Here is a 14,123-nt window from a genome sequence, read left to right on the forward strand (position 1 = left end):
TAAAAGAAAACTAGAAACAAAAAACCTGACGTACTACGTCAGGTTCAAAAAGTAAAACTTATATTAATGAGAAGGAAAAGCCTTTTTCTCCTGCATAATCGCATTGTTAGCAATTTTCATTTTAGCAAGTACATATCGTAGTTTATCCTCAGCATTTTCATCTTTATTATGCTGCAGACTTGCTAAAGTCTCCACAGAACCAGCCAAATTTTCAATTGCTCCACGTAATTCGGGATGATGATTAAAAAACGATTCTTGCACTAATACTTTTCGCAAATCACTTGCCAATTCCATAATTCTTAATAATTGTTCTTTTTCTTTCATTCTCATCCCTCCTAAACATCTTATATATTAGATATTCTGTGAATAAAATAAAATTCCTTGTATGTAAAGAAAAAAAGTCCTTCAGAAGGACTTTTTACATTTTTATAGTACCTGTTACAAGCATATAAAGTGATACTGCTGCTGCAATCACAATTACACCCATAACATATCTCTCCATGCCAGAAAAACAGCGATTTCCTTTTTCCTTTCGAGCAAACATATAAACAACAAGTCCAATCCCATATACGATTGAGACAAGTAATAAGTTTTTTAAGCCTGCTGCATAAATCAACCATACAGAATATAATGAAGCAATTAAAGCGAGTATTCCATTTTTTAGTCTCGCACGTTTTAGTTCCTTCGTTACGACTAATTTCAACTGATAAAGTGCTGATAATAAATACGGAAGTAAAATAGATGTAGACGCGATAAAATACATCATTTGATACGTTGATTCCGAGAATAAAACGATTATAAACAACGTTTGTGCGACACCATTGGAAATCCATAATGCAACATGTGGCGTCTGTTTTTTATTTGTCTTCGTAAAAACTTTCGGGAATACACCATCTTTCCCGGCCACGTGAGAAATTTCAGAAACGAGTAAGAACCATCCAATTAATGTCCCGACAAGGGAAGCAACCAATCCAATATTAATTGCAAATGCACCCCAAGGTCCCACAACATGTTCTAATACATGTCCCATTGATGGCGTTTCTAACATAGAGAGTTCTTGCCTTGTCATAGCCCCCATTGAAAGGACTGAGATTAAAATATAGATCGACATAACTAAAATTAATCCAACAACCGTTGCTTTCCCAACATCACGACTATTTTTTGCTCTACCCGATAATACGACTGCTCCTTCCACACCAATAAATACCCAAAGTGTAACAAGCATCGTATTCTTCACTTGACCAAGGACAGAAGAAATAGAAACGGTTCCCTCTCCCCAAAAATCATGTGTAAATGTATCCCAGCGAAACGCTGTAACCATAACTACAATAAATAATAAAATCGGAACTAATTTTCCAATTGTTGCAACAAAGTTCATAATAGATGCTTCACGAATTCCGATTAAAATAAGGAAGTGAAGAGTCCATAATAAAAGAGATGCACCAACGATGGATGCAACGTTGTTTCCTCCCTTAAAAATAGGGAAAAAATATCCCAGTGTACTAAACAATAACATGATCGTAGCTACGTTTCCTAAAATTCCTGCAAGCCAGTATCCCCATGCACTGTTAAAACCGACATATTCACCAAATCCTGCGCGTGCATAACTATAAATTCCGCCTTCAAGCTCTGGCTTTTGTCTTGCTAATGTTTGGTATACAAGCGCAAGGGGAATCATTCCCATTGCTGTAATACACCATCCAATTATCGTTGCGCCACTATTTGCGCCTACTGCTAAATCATGCGGTAAACTAAAAACACCACCGCCAACCATTGTTCCTACTACTAGTGCGATTAATGGAAAAAATCCTAATTTCTTTTCTATCGGTACCACCCCATCTGTCATTCTAGGTGTTATGTTTATCCGTTCAACTATTAAAGTCACCTTTTCTCTAATAGACGTTTCTATTATATTTTTTCAGGAAAACATTACTTATTCTAAAAGAAAATGAACAAAAAGGGAATACTTTTTTGAAAAAATGTATAAGTATGCACAAAAAAACCGTTCATTTTATTATGAACGGTCAATTATCAGTCATTAATTTGTATATTTTTTGTAAATATTAATGAATCAATCTCTCTTTTTCCAAAAATTCCCTCGCTACTTTTTCTGCACTTTTACCATTTACATTAACTTCATAATTCATTTTTCTCATGTCTTCATCTGATATTTTCCCAGCAAGTTTATTTAATGTTTTTTCAAGTTCAGGATATTTATCAAGTGTTCCTTCTCTTAATAAAGGAGCTCCTTGGTAAGGCGGGAATAACCCTTTATCATCTTCTAGTACTTGTAGTCCATATTGTTCAAGTTCACTGTCAGTAGAATAAGCATCAATAACAGTAACCTCCCCTGATTCGATTGCACCATATCGTAACTTCGGCTCCATTGTCGTTACGTTTGCAATCTGGAAATTATACAATTTTTGCATCCCTTTATATCCATCTTCCCGATCTGCAAATTCTAACGTAAATCCAGCTTTTACATTTGCTGCAATATTTCGTAAATCTGAGATTGTTTTCACATTATACTGCTCTGCAACGTTCTTTGGCATTGCAAGTGCATATGTATTATTATATTCCATCGGCTTTAGCATCACCATATGATATTTCTTTTCCATCCCCTGGCGTGCTTGTTCATATACTTCTTGACGATTTGTACTTTTTGGATTTTCTTTTACAAAAGTAGATAAAGCAGTCCCTGAAAATTCAGGATATATATCAATTTCTCCTGATTTTAAAGCTTCAAAAACAAACGCTGTTTTTCCAAGTCCTGGTTTCAATTCTACATCTAAATCAGTATCTTGCTCGATTAGCTGCTTATACATTTGAATTAAAATTTCTGGTTCAGATCCAAGCTTTCCAGCAATCACAATATCTTTCTTTTGTGTATTCCAAAGAAATGGTGCCGCTATAACTACAGCGATGATACATATTGCCAATATAATTCGCTTAGGTGAATGTCTAGTGCTTTCAAACATCCGAAGTACTCCATCAAAGAATAAAGCTAACAATGCGGCTGGTACAGCTCCTAACACGATAAGAGCATGGTCATTTCGATCTATACCGAGTAAAATAAGCTTTCCAAGTCCTCCAGCTCCTATTAAAGCAGCTAATGTAGCTGTTCCGACAATTAAAACCATTGCTGTACGAATTCCAGCCATTATGATTGGCAACGCCAGCGGCAGTTCTACTCTCCATAATCTTCTAAAGCTATTCATTCCCATCGCTCTTGCTGCTTCAATAAGAGATGCATCTAACTTACGAATGCCCGTATATGTATTTCGTAAAATGGGTAATAGCGCATATACAACTAGCGCAATAATTGCTGGAACCTTTCCAATGCCAACGAGCGGGATTAAAAGCCCTAGTAAAGCCAATGAAGGAATTGTTTGCATAATAGCAGAGGTGCCTATAATAAACTCAGCAATTCTCTCTCTTCTCGTTAACCAAATACCAAGCGGGACGGCAATCATCACCGCAAAGAATAAAGAAATAAGTGAAATTTGTAAGTGCTCAATTAGCGCACGAAGTAATTCTAATTTTCGTTCTTGAAACGTTTGTAATAATATGGACACGATTTACCCCCTCTCCTTCATTTGTCCAGCCAAATACGTCACAATATGACGGCTTGTTAATGTCCCCACGTATTGTCCGTCTCTTTCAATCGGGATAGCCTCTTCTGCTTCCAAACGAATCAACGCTTCTTGTAGTGAATCATGTAGGGATAGAGGTAAAATATTATTGTCTACTTGTCCATCACTCGCCAGAGGCAATACATCTTCAATACTCTTCCCTTCGTACCAAGGGCGAACACGATTTCCAATAAATTCTTCCACAAAATCATTTACTGGGTTATGTATGATTCCTTCCGGTGTATCTAATTGAACGATTTTTCCTTTTCTCATCACACAAATACGATCACCAAGTGTTAACGCTTCTTGCATATCATGTGTCACAAACACAATCGTTTTTTGAATTTTTTTCTGTAATTTTACAATATCCTTTTGCAACTGTTCTCTGCTTAATGGGTCTAGCGCGCTAAATGGTTCATCCATCAGAACGATTTTAGGGTTGGCAGCCAGTGCTCGTACAACTCCCACACGCTGCTTTTGTCCACCAGATAATTCATCAGGCATACGATCTCGATATACATCTGGGTCTAAACCAACCATATCAAGTAACTCATCCACACGCTCCCGAACTTTTTCTTTACTCCATTTCCTCATTTCAGGTACAATCGCAATATTTTCAGCAATTGTCATATGCGGAAACAATGCGATTTGTTGTAGAACGTACCCAATATCCCAACGTAGTTCATGGATATTGTAACCTTGAATGTCTTTGCCATCGATAGAGATTGAACCTTCTGTCGTTTCAATTAAACGATTAATCATTTTCATCGTCGTTGTTTTTCCACAACCACTCGGACCGATAAGAACAAAAAGTTCTCCTTTTTTAATCTCTAAATGTAATGAATCTACTGCTTTCGTACCATCTTCATATGCTTTTGACACATGATTAAATTGAATCACAAATACAACTCCCTTATTGTTGTTTCTTTCATTCTGATAGAATCTTGCTTTCTTTTCAAATAATACGCTTTTTCTTCACAAAAAAGAGCCCTTACTTGAGCTCTAATGATCGAATAATGTTGTTTTAATAATTGCTGCATATTCACGTATATATGCTTTCTTCTTTGAGCGCCTTGGCGTTGGTGCTGCGAGTGATTCCATTTTCATTCCTAAACGCTTAGCAATAATTTTTGTTCGGTATAGATGATATGTATTACTTACAATTACCGCGTGCGTTACATCGTATAAATCCATGCTAAACTTTAAATTTTCATAGGTACTTGTCGAACGATCCTCAATGAAAATACGCTCCTCTTCAATCCCATGTTGTATTAAATAATTTCGCATACTGTGTGCTTCAGGAATATCTTCATCTTCCCCTTGCCCTCCAGAAACAATTACTTTTACTTCTGGATGAGAATTTAAATACATTAAGGCTACATCTAAACGATTTTGAAGAGATAAGGAAGGTTTATCCCCAAATAGTTTTGCACCTAAAATGATTACATATGGAGCGTTATCACTTACTTTTTCATAAGCAACTTTTTTCATTCGATATGTCATATACATCATACATAGTGGTGGAAATAACAAGATAACAAGTAATATCCATTTGTTCATATATAAGCTTACACTCCCTTTCTTTATATTATATAAAAAAAGAAAGGGAGACAGAAGTATTTTTTAGTGACTGCGTTGTCCTGCGTTTTGAGCATTACGCCCCTTTTTAGAAGATGTATGGCACTGCGTTTGATTTCCTTTATGTTTCGCTGATCCTAATGCTTTCGTTTTTCCCATTTTGTTTCACATCCTCTTTTATATGATTCCCTTTTAACTTTTGCATTTTTGCCCCCGCCATACGATGGATTTACTGGAAGTTTCCCCTCTTTTTTGCATCTTATAAAAAACACTATGTTATCCTTATACTTATAATTGTATCATCGCAAACTCTTCGTTACATAAATACAGTAAGTAATAAAGAGTCTACACCTTCTATTGCACATATGAGTATAATTTTGATCTTTTTCCTTAAAGTATAACTAAGGGAAAAAAGCCGTTTAGTAAGTTGCCTCAATCTAATTGGTTCTCGGGAATGAAAGCCAAACTAATATACTATTTTTAAGACATACTTGAGGTTTTGTGACTTTCGTTCAAACTCTGTATTATAATTATGTATATAATGAAACTTATACCTAAAAAGGGGCGATTCTATTATGTACAAACTCAAAACGACTGAAACCAACAATAGTGTAATCGAGTTTATTGAAAGTGTTGACAGCCTAAAAAAACGAGAAAACGCATACCAATTATTAGATATATTTACTGAAACAACAGGCTATCCAGCAAAGATGTGGGGCCCAAGCATTATTGGATTTGGTACATACCATTATAAATATGCATCTGGTCATGAAGGAGATGCACCATTAGTAGGCTTTTCACCCCGAAAAGCTAAAATTAGTTTATATTTTGCAACTGGCGACCCTGAGCGAGAAGAACTATTAAAAGACTTTGGAAAACACACATCTGGAAAAGCCTGTATATACATTAATAAAGTAGCAGACATTGATATCGATGTTCTAAAAGCGCTAATTAAACAATCTATCAGTTTTTTGAAAAAAACGTATCCAAACCACTAATATGTGCATAGCAATCAAATGAAGTAAGCAACAGGTGTTTTGAACACATGTCAAAATACCTGTTTTTAGAATATTCCCTTTTAAATATATGTCATGATTCTCTAACTATTTATTAAAATCACATCCAGTAATAACAACTCAAAAAATACCACTTAAATAGAAAGTGGTAAGTTCAACTTTTTAGGAATATCAGCTTTAAAGCGCGGAGTATGTTGTATAGAAAAAGAATATCCTTCTTGAACAAACGATATTTCATTATTATGAAAATGGAATATCACATCGTTTTGTCTTAGATGTTTCTGAACCATTTGAATGAAGTTAAAACTCGACGTCCCAAATGAAATATGCATTTTCGGCGGCAAAGCTTTCATTGCAATTGGAATCCAAGGTCTTCCCTTCCAGCTTGCAACAACATGAGCTGTTCCACCAACTACAAAGTTAAAAATTTCACCATCTTCAAATGTTTTCATGCTTAAATTAGATTTTAGCCACTCTCTAAATATAGGTACACTTTCGACTGGGCACCCTACTTCTCTTACATACAAAATGTTCAACGGTGTGCATGGAATTAAAACCTCCTCAATAATATAATTATGTGCAATAATTTCAAGAAGATTTCCATCTCCATCACGGAAATATAGATTTAACCGCCCGTCCTCTTCATCAATTTCATGACCATCTTCCCACTTTATAATAAGCAAACCTGATTCTTGAACCCACTTTGCAGTTTCGTAAAACTTTGAAAATGGTACTTGAAAAGCAACATGAGCAGGTGAAATCGGTTCATATACTTCTTCAAAAAATAATGTAACATGTGGAGTTAATTGAAAGCTTATTTGTTTATCCGTTTTTAATAAAACTGGGATACCAAGACATTTTGCATACACTTGTTCTACCCCTTGGATCGATACTGTTTGTAATTTCAGCTCTGAAAAATGTGTAATCATCCTTATTCACCACCTTGTTTTCAAACAATATAATATTTCTAACCAATCATTTGTTTACATTACGCTTGTGTGAACCGAAATTAATGGAATCGTTTTCATATTTATCCAAGAGCCAATGGATTATAGACCACTAGCCCTTAAAAGTTCATTATTCGGATTCACAGCACACTAGATGCTTATCACTCAACACCTAATTGTTTCTTCACTTCTTTATACACGCCCATATATGCTTTTAATTCTTTGAAAAGATCATGAATTAATGGTTTTGCATCCTCACTAAGCTCGCCATCTTGTACATATAAACCGTCTAATACAACTTGTTTTGGAATTGCATTCGCATATACACCTCGTGCGACAATACGCATACTATTAAGCGCGTTTATACCGCCTTTTCCGCCGCCTGCAACTGCCAAAAGAGCAACTGGTTTATGGACAAATTCACTGCTGCTTAAGAAATCTAATGCGTTTTTAAGCGCACCACTCATCGCATTATGATACTCAGGTGTGCAAAGCACAACACCGTCAGCTTCTTTCACTAATGTTTTTAATTTCGTTACCGCTTCTAATTCACGTTGTGATTCTTCACCGTTATATAAAGGCAATTGCTCTGTTGCTAAATCATATAACTCCCCTTCAAATTGCTCTGCAATATATTTTGCAATGACACGTGTTCTACCAAATTTTCGTGGTGTTCCGTTAATTACGACTAATTTCATTTTTTTCTCCCCCTTTATTTTAAGTTCTACTTCTATACTATCAGAAAATTCTACACAAAACACAGTAAAAAGAGGGAAAAACTTTGAGAAAATAGTATGAAACGTAGAAAAGGAACTCATACTTTTGGATGAGTTCCTTTTCTATCAATTAATCATTTTTTACAACAGCGTGTCCGCCAAATTGATTTCGCAGTGCTGAAACAACTTTCCCATGGAACGTATCATCTTCTTGAGAGCGATAACGCATAAATAATGCCATTGCAATAACTGGTGCAGATGCTTGTAATTCTAATGCTGTCTCTACTGTCCATTTCCCTTCACCTGAAGAGTTCATTACTCCTTTAATTCCAGCTAATTTCGGATCATCAGCAAATGCCTTTTCAGTTAAATCCATTAACCAACCGCGAATAACCGATCCGTTCGCCCATACTTTTGCGACATCTTCATAATTGAAGTTGAAATCGCTCTTTTCTAGTACTTCAAAGCCTTCCGCAATTGCTTGCATCATTCCATATTCAATGCCGTTATGAACCATTTTTAGGAAATGCCCACTTCCAACTTGACCAGCGTAGGAATAGCCATTTTCCACTGCTAAATCTTTAAATAAAGGTTCTAATCGATCAAAAATTTCTTTTTCGCCACCAATCATTAAACAAGCTCCATAACGAGCACCTTCTACCCCACCTGATGTACCGATATCTACATAATGAAGTCCAAAGCTTTTTGCTTCCTCAGCTCGGCGTAATGTATCCTTATAGAAAGAATTTCCACCTTCAATTACAATATCTCCTTCTTCTAATAATGGATATACATCACGTAATACTGAATCAACAATTTCCCCAGCTGGTACCATAACCCAAATCGTACGTGGAGCTTCAAGTTCTGCTACCATCTCTTTTAATGTATGACGAGCAGTAATACCAAGCTGTCCTGCTTTTTCAACAAGCTCATTATTTACATCATTTACAACCACTTCATGACCATCTTCATGCAAATGTTCTGCTAATGGAAAGCCCATCTTTCCTAATCCAATTAATCCTAGTTTCATAGTAATCAAACTCCTATTCTATACAATGAGATTTAATAAAGTTATAAGTCCTAGAGCAACAACAGATAAAATTGTTTCCATTGCTGTCCATGTTAATAGCGTTTCTTTTACAGTCATTCCAAAATATTCTTTAATCATCCAAAATCCAGAATCATTCACATGTGATAAAATGAGTGATCCGGCTCCTGTTGCAAGTGCTAACAATTCCACATTTACTCCTGGAATGCTTGCTGCAATCGGTGCTACAATACCCGCAGCTGTCATCATCGAAACCGTTGCAGAACCAGTTGCAATTCGAATAAGTGCCGCAATTCCCCAGCCTAATAGTATCGGAGAAATGTGTGATTCTTTGGCCATATCCGCAATTGTGTTACCAATTCCTGAGTCTAATAACACTTTATTGAATGCTCCGCCCGCCCCAATAACTAACAGTATGTTTGCGATCGGTCCTAAACAATCATTTGTAAATTGTAGTACCTTATCTTTTGAAAATCCTTTTGCATAACCGAGACTAAAGAACGAATAAATCGTCGCAATTAATAATGCAACTATAGGATCTCCAATAAAATGTAATACCTGTGCTAGTTGACTCGTTTTTTCTAATGCAATTTCCGCTACTGATGCTCCAAGCATAAGCAATACAGGAAGTAAAATCGTAAATAAGGTGTTGCCAAAGCCGGGAAGTTCTTTCTTCGTATCTCGCTCGTTAAGCTGTTCAGCTACATCTAATGGTACCTTTTTATGTATACGAGCACCAATCCATTTTCCATAAATCGGGCCTGAAATAATTGCTGTTGGAAGTCCGACAATTAACGCATATAAAATTGTTTTTCCTACATCAGCTTTGAAAATACCAACCGCTGCCATTGCTGCTGGGTGCGGAGGAACTAATCCGTGTACAACAGAAAGTCCTGCTACAAGTGGAATACCAATTGTGATAAGAGAAACCCCTGTTTCTAACGCAATTGTAAACACAAGTGGAATTAACAATACAAATCCTACTTGGAAAAACACCGGAATTCCTACTAAAAATGCTACAAACATCATTGCCCAGTGTACACGTTTCGTCCCAAAACGCTCTATTAATGTATTCGCGATCCTTTCAGCACCGCCAGACTCTGCCATCATTTTCCCAAGCATTGTTCCTAGCGCTAAAACAATTGCTAAAAATCCTAACGTATTACCAAGACCTAGTTTAATAGAATCGATAATCCCTGGATCTTTTGGTGAAGTAGCAATCAAGGGCATCCCCATTGCTAGCCCAACTCCGATTGCTGTTAAAATTAAAGCGACAAATGGATGCCATTTTACTACTGTGATAAGTAAAAGTAGTATGACAACAGCCGCTAGTACGATCCCAACTTCCATTTCTCCCAATCCCCCTATTGTTTACGTTGGAAAGCAGCTATACAATCGAATTCTTCTTTCAAACGATCGTAAAGTCGTTCATACATGTAAAACATTTCTAAATATAAAGCCGTATTTTCTTTATTCGGCACATGATGATGGACAATTTCAATCCACTCTTTTACTTCTTCAAGTGAATCAATTTTCCCAATCGCATATAAAGCAAGTGCTGCAGCCCCAAGTGCAGATGCTTCATGACTTTCTGGAACAAGCAATTCTTTCCCCATCATATCGGACAACATTTGTCTCCAAAACGCTGATTTCGCAAATCCGCCTGAAACACGAATTTCAGAAAGAGGTCCCGTTAAATCTCGAATTGCAAGTGCGACTGAATATACACTCATGCAAACTCCTTCCATCACAGCGCGAATAAAATGCTCTCGTTTATGCTGAAGATTAATACCAAAGAATGTGCCGCGTGCATTGGCATTCCAATATGGAGCGCGTTCGCCAGATAAGAATGGTAAAAATAGTAAGCCTGCAGCTCCAGCTGGTACCCGTTCCGCATACTGAATTAATAAATCATACGGATCAATTCCGAGTTTTTTCGCTACCTCTTGTTCGGGACTACCAAATTCATCACGTAACCATCTTAGTAAAATCCCGCCATTATTAGTAGGACCACCAATTACCCAATGCTCGTCTGTCAACGCATAACAAAACGTTCTACCTTTTTCATCAGTATTAATATTCGATGAAATCGTTCGAACCGCACCGCTTGTCCCAATCGTTATCGCTGCTTCACCAGGTGATATCGCACCAACACCGACATTCGCAAGAACACCATCACTTGCCCCAATAACAATTGGAGTCTTTTCATGTATACCCATTTTCTGAGCTAACTCTGGCTTCATTCCCGATAAAATATGAGTTGTCGGTACAGGTTCTGATAACTGTTCATGTGATAGTTGTAACATCTTTAACACATCTAAATCCCAGCCTAATGTTTCTAAATTAAATAGCCCTGTAGCTGAAGCAATCGAATAATCAACAACATAACGTGAGAATAATTGATAGATCAAATACTCTTTAATGGAAATAAATTTATATGCACTTGCGTATAACTCCGGTTCCTCTTCTTTCATCCACAATAATTTAGGTAGTGGTGACATTGGATGGATCGGTGTGCCTGTTCGTCTATAAATTTCGTGTCCATTCATATGTTTTAATAATTTTTCAGCCTGCTCCGTACTCCTATTATCTGCCCAAATAATAGAGCGAGTGAGCGGAGCACCCTTTTCATCAACTGCAATTAATGCATGCATCGCAGTGCTAATACCGATTGAAGTAATATCTTCCGGATGTACGTTACCTTTTTCGATGGCAGCGCTTACAGATTTATACACGGCAGAACATATTACATCAGGATCTTGTTCAGCCCACCCTACACTTGGTTGGATAATTGGGTAATTAATCGCATGCTTGGCAACGACTTTCCCTTTTTCAGTAAACACAACCGCTTTTGTACTTGTGGTACCGATATCAATCCCGATTACTCTCCCCCTTGTTTCCATACTGAATCTTCCCTTCATTTCTAGCAAAATATAATATAGTAAACCGTTTACATGAATTAGTATATAAAATATTTTTTCTTAAATCAAGTTTTAAAAAGAAAATTTTTTTCATCATTTTCACTTTTCCTACCCCCAATGTTTTTTTGTAAGAATCTTCCCGCCCTCTTATAGCCAAATAATGTGAACATATTGAATCATTATTTCATTTAGAACATATTTCTTAAATGAAAATCATTTTGGCATTCTACTACTAACCCTTGTCATTCCAATAATAGTAAATTATAATATAACTGTGCATAGTGTATATGGTGTGTATTTACTACTATAACAATTTATGATAATGAGGTTGTTGAATGAAAATTATTTTAAGCAATACAGTAGATCAGCCTTTATACCAGCAAATAAAAGATCAAATTAAAACTTCCATTTTCAGCAATGAGTTAAAAGAAGGTGAACAACTTCCTTCAATCCGCTCATTAGCCAATGATTTACATGTAAGTGTCTTAACTACAAAAAGAGTCTATGCAGAGCTAGAAGCAGAAGGTTTTATCGTAACCAGAGTTGGCAAAGGCTCTTATGTAGCACCTGCAAACTTAGAAATGCTGCTGGAATCCAAACGCTATATGGTGGAAGTCAAACTAGCTGAAGTTTGTCAAATGGCTCGAAGTTTAGGAATTTCGACAGATGATCTTCATTCCATGCTGGATTTAATTTTTGAGGAGGAAACAGAGAAATGAGCGCTGTGTTAGAAGTCAATAATTTAAGTAAATCTTACGACAGTTTTTCATTAAAAAATGTGACATTCTCACTAAACAAAGATTGTATTACCGGTTTTGTTGGTACGAATGGTTCTGGGAAAACTACTACTATCAAAGCTATTCTCGGTCTTGCTTTGAAAGATTCTGGAACAATTCACTTTTTAGGAAAAGATATAGATAAAAATGAAAGAAAGTCAAAAAACAAAATTGGCATCGTGTTAGATGAGGGATACTTCTATGAAGAATTAACGTTGAAAGAAATGAAGAACGTGATTGCTCCAAGCTATACTGAATGGGATGAATCCATTTTTTTATCGTACATAGAACAGTTCAATTTAAAATTGGATCAAAAAATTGCTACCTTATCAAAGGGTATGCGTATGAAATATGCAGTTGCATTGGCACTTTCCCACCATGCAGATTTATTGATTATGGATGAGCCAACAAGCGGTCTAGATCCATTGGTACGAAATGAATTGATGAATATTCTCCTCGATTTTATGAAAGAACCTGGAAAAAGCGTCTTTTTTTCTACCCATATCACCTCAGATTTAGATAAAATTGCTGATACGATCATCTTAATTGATAATGGTAAAATCTTATTAAATGAAGAAAAAGATTATTTACTGGATACACATGCACTTGTAAAAGGAGACAATCAATTTATTAATAAGCAAACACAAAAACTCTTTTTAAGTTTGCATCAGTCGAGATATGGTTTTGAAGGGATTACACATCAAAAAGAAAATATACGCCAACTCATACCTGACGCAATAATGGAAAGACCAACAATAGAGGATATTATGCTCGCTTACATCGGAGGTGACATACATTGCTAATTAACCTCGTAAAAAAAGATTTAATATTAGTCAAAAAATCCTTATTTATTTTACTTATTTTTGCTGCAATCGCACCGCTTTATATTTCTTCGCAAATAAATTTTAACGATGGTGGCCTTGTCAGCTTTCTTTTAACAGCAATTTTAGTTGAGTACATTTTATTTGGTACAGTATCTAGATACGAAGATGCACATAAAGGGGCCACTTATCTTTGTGCGACTCCTTATACACGAAATGCATTTGTAAAAGCAAAATACCTCTTTATTTTCGTTATTTTTATTTGTGTCACCATTATTCGTATTCTAGTATCTATTATTATTCCAATAAATATAGAAAACTTAAGCCTCCATACACTTGGAATAACTTTTTTAATAATTTGTATACTATTTGGAGTCCTAATTCCTGCACAATTCAAGTTTGGTTATGAAAAAACAAAACTTATTTCGTTTTTTATTACTTTTTTAATCCCTTTTGTTACGCCAACTATTATAAAAAGTATTCAATCAAATCCAGTTCAGTTTACAATTTCATTTCCACAAATGATTCAAGACTGGATGCCTTATGTTATTTCTATTATCATTGGTTTCACTTCAATGATTTTTTCACTAAAGATATATGCAAAAAAAGATTTATAATTAAGAGAACGCTAGGAAATTTCCATAACATAATAACACCTCCTAGCGTTA

At 35.8% G+C, this 14,123-nt stretch carries 14 protein-coding genes; 4 read left to right on the forward strand and 10 right to left on the reverse strand.

The features are described from left to right. Positions 1–63: 63 nt before the first annotated feature. From KFD70_RS00740 to KFD70_RS00760, 5 genes are all read right to left on the reverse strand, one after another. Entirely contained in the window at positions 64–324 is a 261-nt protein-coding gene (locus KFD70_RS00740; RefSeq protein WP_336452571.1) for a LemA domain protein, read from the reverse strand. 94 nt (positions 325–418) lie between these two features. After that, entirely contained in the window at positions 419–1,846 is a 1,428-nt protein-coding gene (gene arcD / locus KFD70_RS00745) for an arginine-ornithine antiporter (RefSeq protein ID WP_336452649.1), read from the reverse strand. A gap of 217 nt (positions 1,847–2,063) precedes the next feature. Beyond that, positions 2,064–3,575, reverse strand: coding sequence for an ABC transporter permease/substrate-binding protein (locus tag KFD70_RS00750; protein WP_336452572.1), 1,512 nt, complete (start codon positions 3,573–3,575; stop codon positions 2,064–2,066). Between the two features lie 3 nt (positions 3,576–3,578). Further along, entirely contained in the window at positions 3,579–4,532 is a 954-nt protein-coding gene (locus tag KFD70_RS00755; protein ID WP_336452573.1) for an ABC transporter ATP-binding protein, read from the reverse strand. A 102-nt stretch (positions 4,533–4,634) separates the two neighbouring features. Continuing rightward, a complete protein-coding gene (locus tag KFD70_RS00760; protein WP_336452574.1) occupies positions 4,635–5,192 on the reverse strand; it encodes a YdcF family protein in 558 nt (185 codons plus the stop codon). A 593-nt stretch (positions 5,193–5,785) separates the two neighbouring features. Between KFD70_RS00760 and KFD70_RS00765 the strand changes: the two genes are divergently transcribed. After that, entirely contained in the window at positions 5,786–6,208 is a 423-nt protein-coding gene (locus KFD70_RS00765; RefSeq protein ID WP_336452575.1) for a DUF1801 domain-containing protein, read from the forward strand. Positions 6,209–6,360: 152 nt separating this feature from the next. Here the strand turns inward: KFD70_RS00765 and KFD70_RS00770 are convergent, their stop codons facing one another. The 5 genes from KFD70_RS00770 to gntK form a co-directional block, all read right to left on the reverse strand. After that, a complete protein-coding gene (locus KFD70_RS00770) occupies positions 6,361–7,155 on the reverse strand; it encodes a VOC family protein (protein ID WP_336452576.1) in 795 nt (264 codons plus the stop codon). 179 nt (positions 7,156–7,334) lie between these two features. Continuing rightward, the gene (locus tag KFD70_RS00775) at positions 7,335–7,871 is read right to left on the reverse strand and encodes an NADPH-dependent FMN reductase (protein ID WP_097968959.1); all 537 of its coding nucleotides are present in this window, start codon (positions 7,869–7,871) and stop codon (positions 7,335–7,337) included. Positions 7,872–8,019: 148 nt separating this feature from the next. Next, the gene (gene gnd, locus KFD70_RS00780; RefSeq protein ID WP_336452577.1) at positions 8,020–8,919 is read right to left on the reverse strand and encodes a phosphogluconate dehydrogenase (NAD(+)-dependent, decarboxylating); all 900 of its coding nucleotides are present in this window, start codon (positions 8,917–8,919) and stop codon (positions 8,020–8,022) included. Positions 8,920–8,937: 18 nt separating this feature from the next. Beyond that, positions 8,938–10,287, reverse strand: coding sequence for a GntP family permease (locus tag KFD70_RS00785; RefSeq protein WP_336452578.1), 1,350 nt, complete (start codon positions 10,285–10,287; stop codon positions 8,938–8,940). Positions 10,288–10,301: 14 nt separating this feature from the next. Beyond that, positions 10,302–11,840 carry a gluconokinase gene (gene gntK / locus KFD70_RS00790; RefSeq protein WP_336452579.1) on the reverse strand — a complete coding sequence of 513 codons (1,539 nt, stop codon included), beginning with the start codon at positions 11,838–11,840 and terminating at the stop codon, positions 10,302–10,304. 353 nt (positions 11,841–12,193) lie between these two features. Here gntK and KFD70_RS00795 point away from each other — a divergent pair, with 353 nt between their 5' ends. From KFD70_RS00795 to KFD70_RS00805, 3 genes are read left to right on the forward strand one after another with little or no spacing between them, the layout of a single operon-like run. Continuing rightward, positions 12,194–12,577 carry a GntR family transcriptional regulator gene (locus KFD70_RS00795; RefSeq protein WP_336452580.1) on the forward strand — a complete coding sequence of 128 codons (384 nt, stop codon included), beginning with the start codon at positions 12,194–12,196 and terminating at the stop codon, positions 12,575–12,577. Then, entirely contained in the window at positions 12,574–13,437 is an 864-nt protein-coding gene (locus KFD70_RS00800; protein ID WP_336452581.1) for an ABC transporter ATP-binding protein, read from the forward strand. Before KFD70_RS00795 ends, KFD70_RS00800 begins: the two co-directional genes overlap by 4 nt. Continuing rightward, on the forward strand, positions 13,431–14,072 hold the full coding sequence (locus tag KFD70_RS00805; protein WP_336452582.1) for an ABC-2 transporter permease: 642 nt from the start codon (positions 13,431–13,433) through the stop codon (positions 14,070–14,072). Before KFD70_RS00800 ends, KFD70_RS00805 begins: the two co-directional genes overlap by 7 nt. Positions 14,073–14,123 lie beyond the last annotated feature (51 nt).

Source organism: Bacillus pfraonensis (assembly GCF_050768835.1).
GTDB lineage: Bacteria > Bacillota > Bacilli > Bacillales > Bacillaceae_G > Bacillus_A > Bacillus_A pfraonensis.

Coding starts and splice junctions, on each gene's coding strand:
- KFD70_RS00740 (WP_336452571.1), bottom strand. CDS start 324: ATGAAAGAAAAAGAACAATTATTAAGAATTATGGAATTGGCAAGTGAT.
- arcD (WP_336452649.1), bottom strand. CDS start 1,846: ATGACAGATGGGGTGGTACCGATAGAAAAGAAATTAGGATTTTTTCCA.
- KFD70_RS00760 (WP_336452574.1), bottom strand. CDS start 5,192: ATGAACAAATGGATATTACTTGTTATCTTGTTATTTCCACCACTATGT.
- KFD70_RS00765 (WP_336452575.1), top strand. CDS start 5,786: ATGTACAAACTCAAAACGACTGAAACCAACAATAGTGTAATCGAGTTT.
- KFD70_RS00770 (WP_336452576.1), bottom strand. CDS start 7,155: ATGATTACACATTTTTCAGAGCTGAAATTACAAACAGTATCGATCCAA.
- KFD70_RS00775 (WP_097968959.1), bottom strand. CDS start 7,871: ATGAAATTAGTCGTAATTAACGGAACACCACGAAAATTTGGTAGAACA.
- gnd (WP_336452577.1), bottom strand. CDS start 8,919: ATGAAACTAGGATTAATTGGATTAGGAAAGATGGGCTTTCCATTAGCA.
- KFD70_RS00785 (WP_336452578.1), bottom strand. CDS start 10,287: ATGGAAGTTGGGATCGTACTAGCGGCTGTTGTCATACTACTTTTACTT.
- gntK (WP_336452579.1), bottom strand. CDS start 11,840: ATGGAAACAAGGGGGAGAGTAATCGGGATTGATATCGGTACCACAAGT.
- KFD70_RS00795 (WP_336452580.1), top strand. CDS start 12,194: ATGAAAATTATTTTAAGCAATACAGTAGATCAGCCTTTATACCAGCAA.
- KFD70_RS00800 (WP_336452581.1), top strand. CDS start 12,574: ATGAGCGCTGTGTTAGAAGTCAATAATTTAAGTAAATCTTACGACAGT.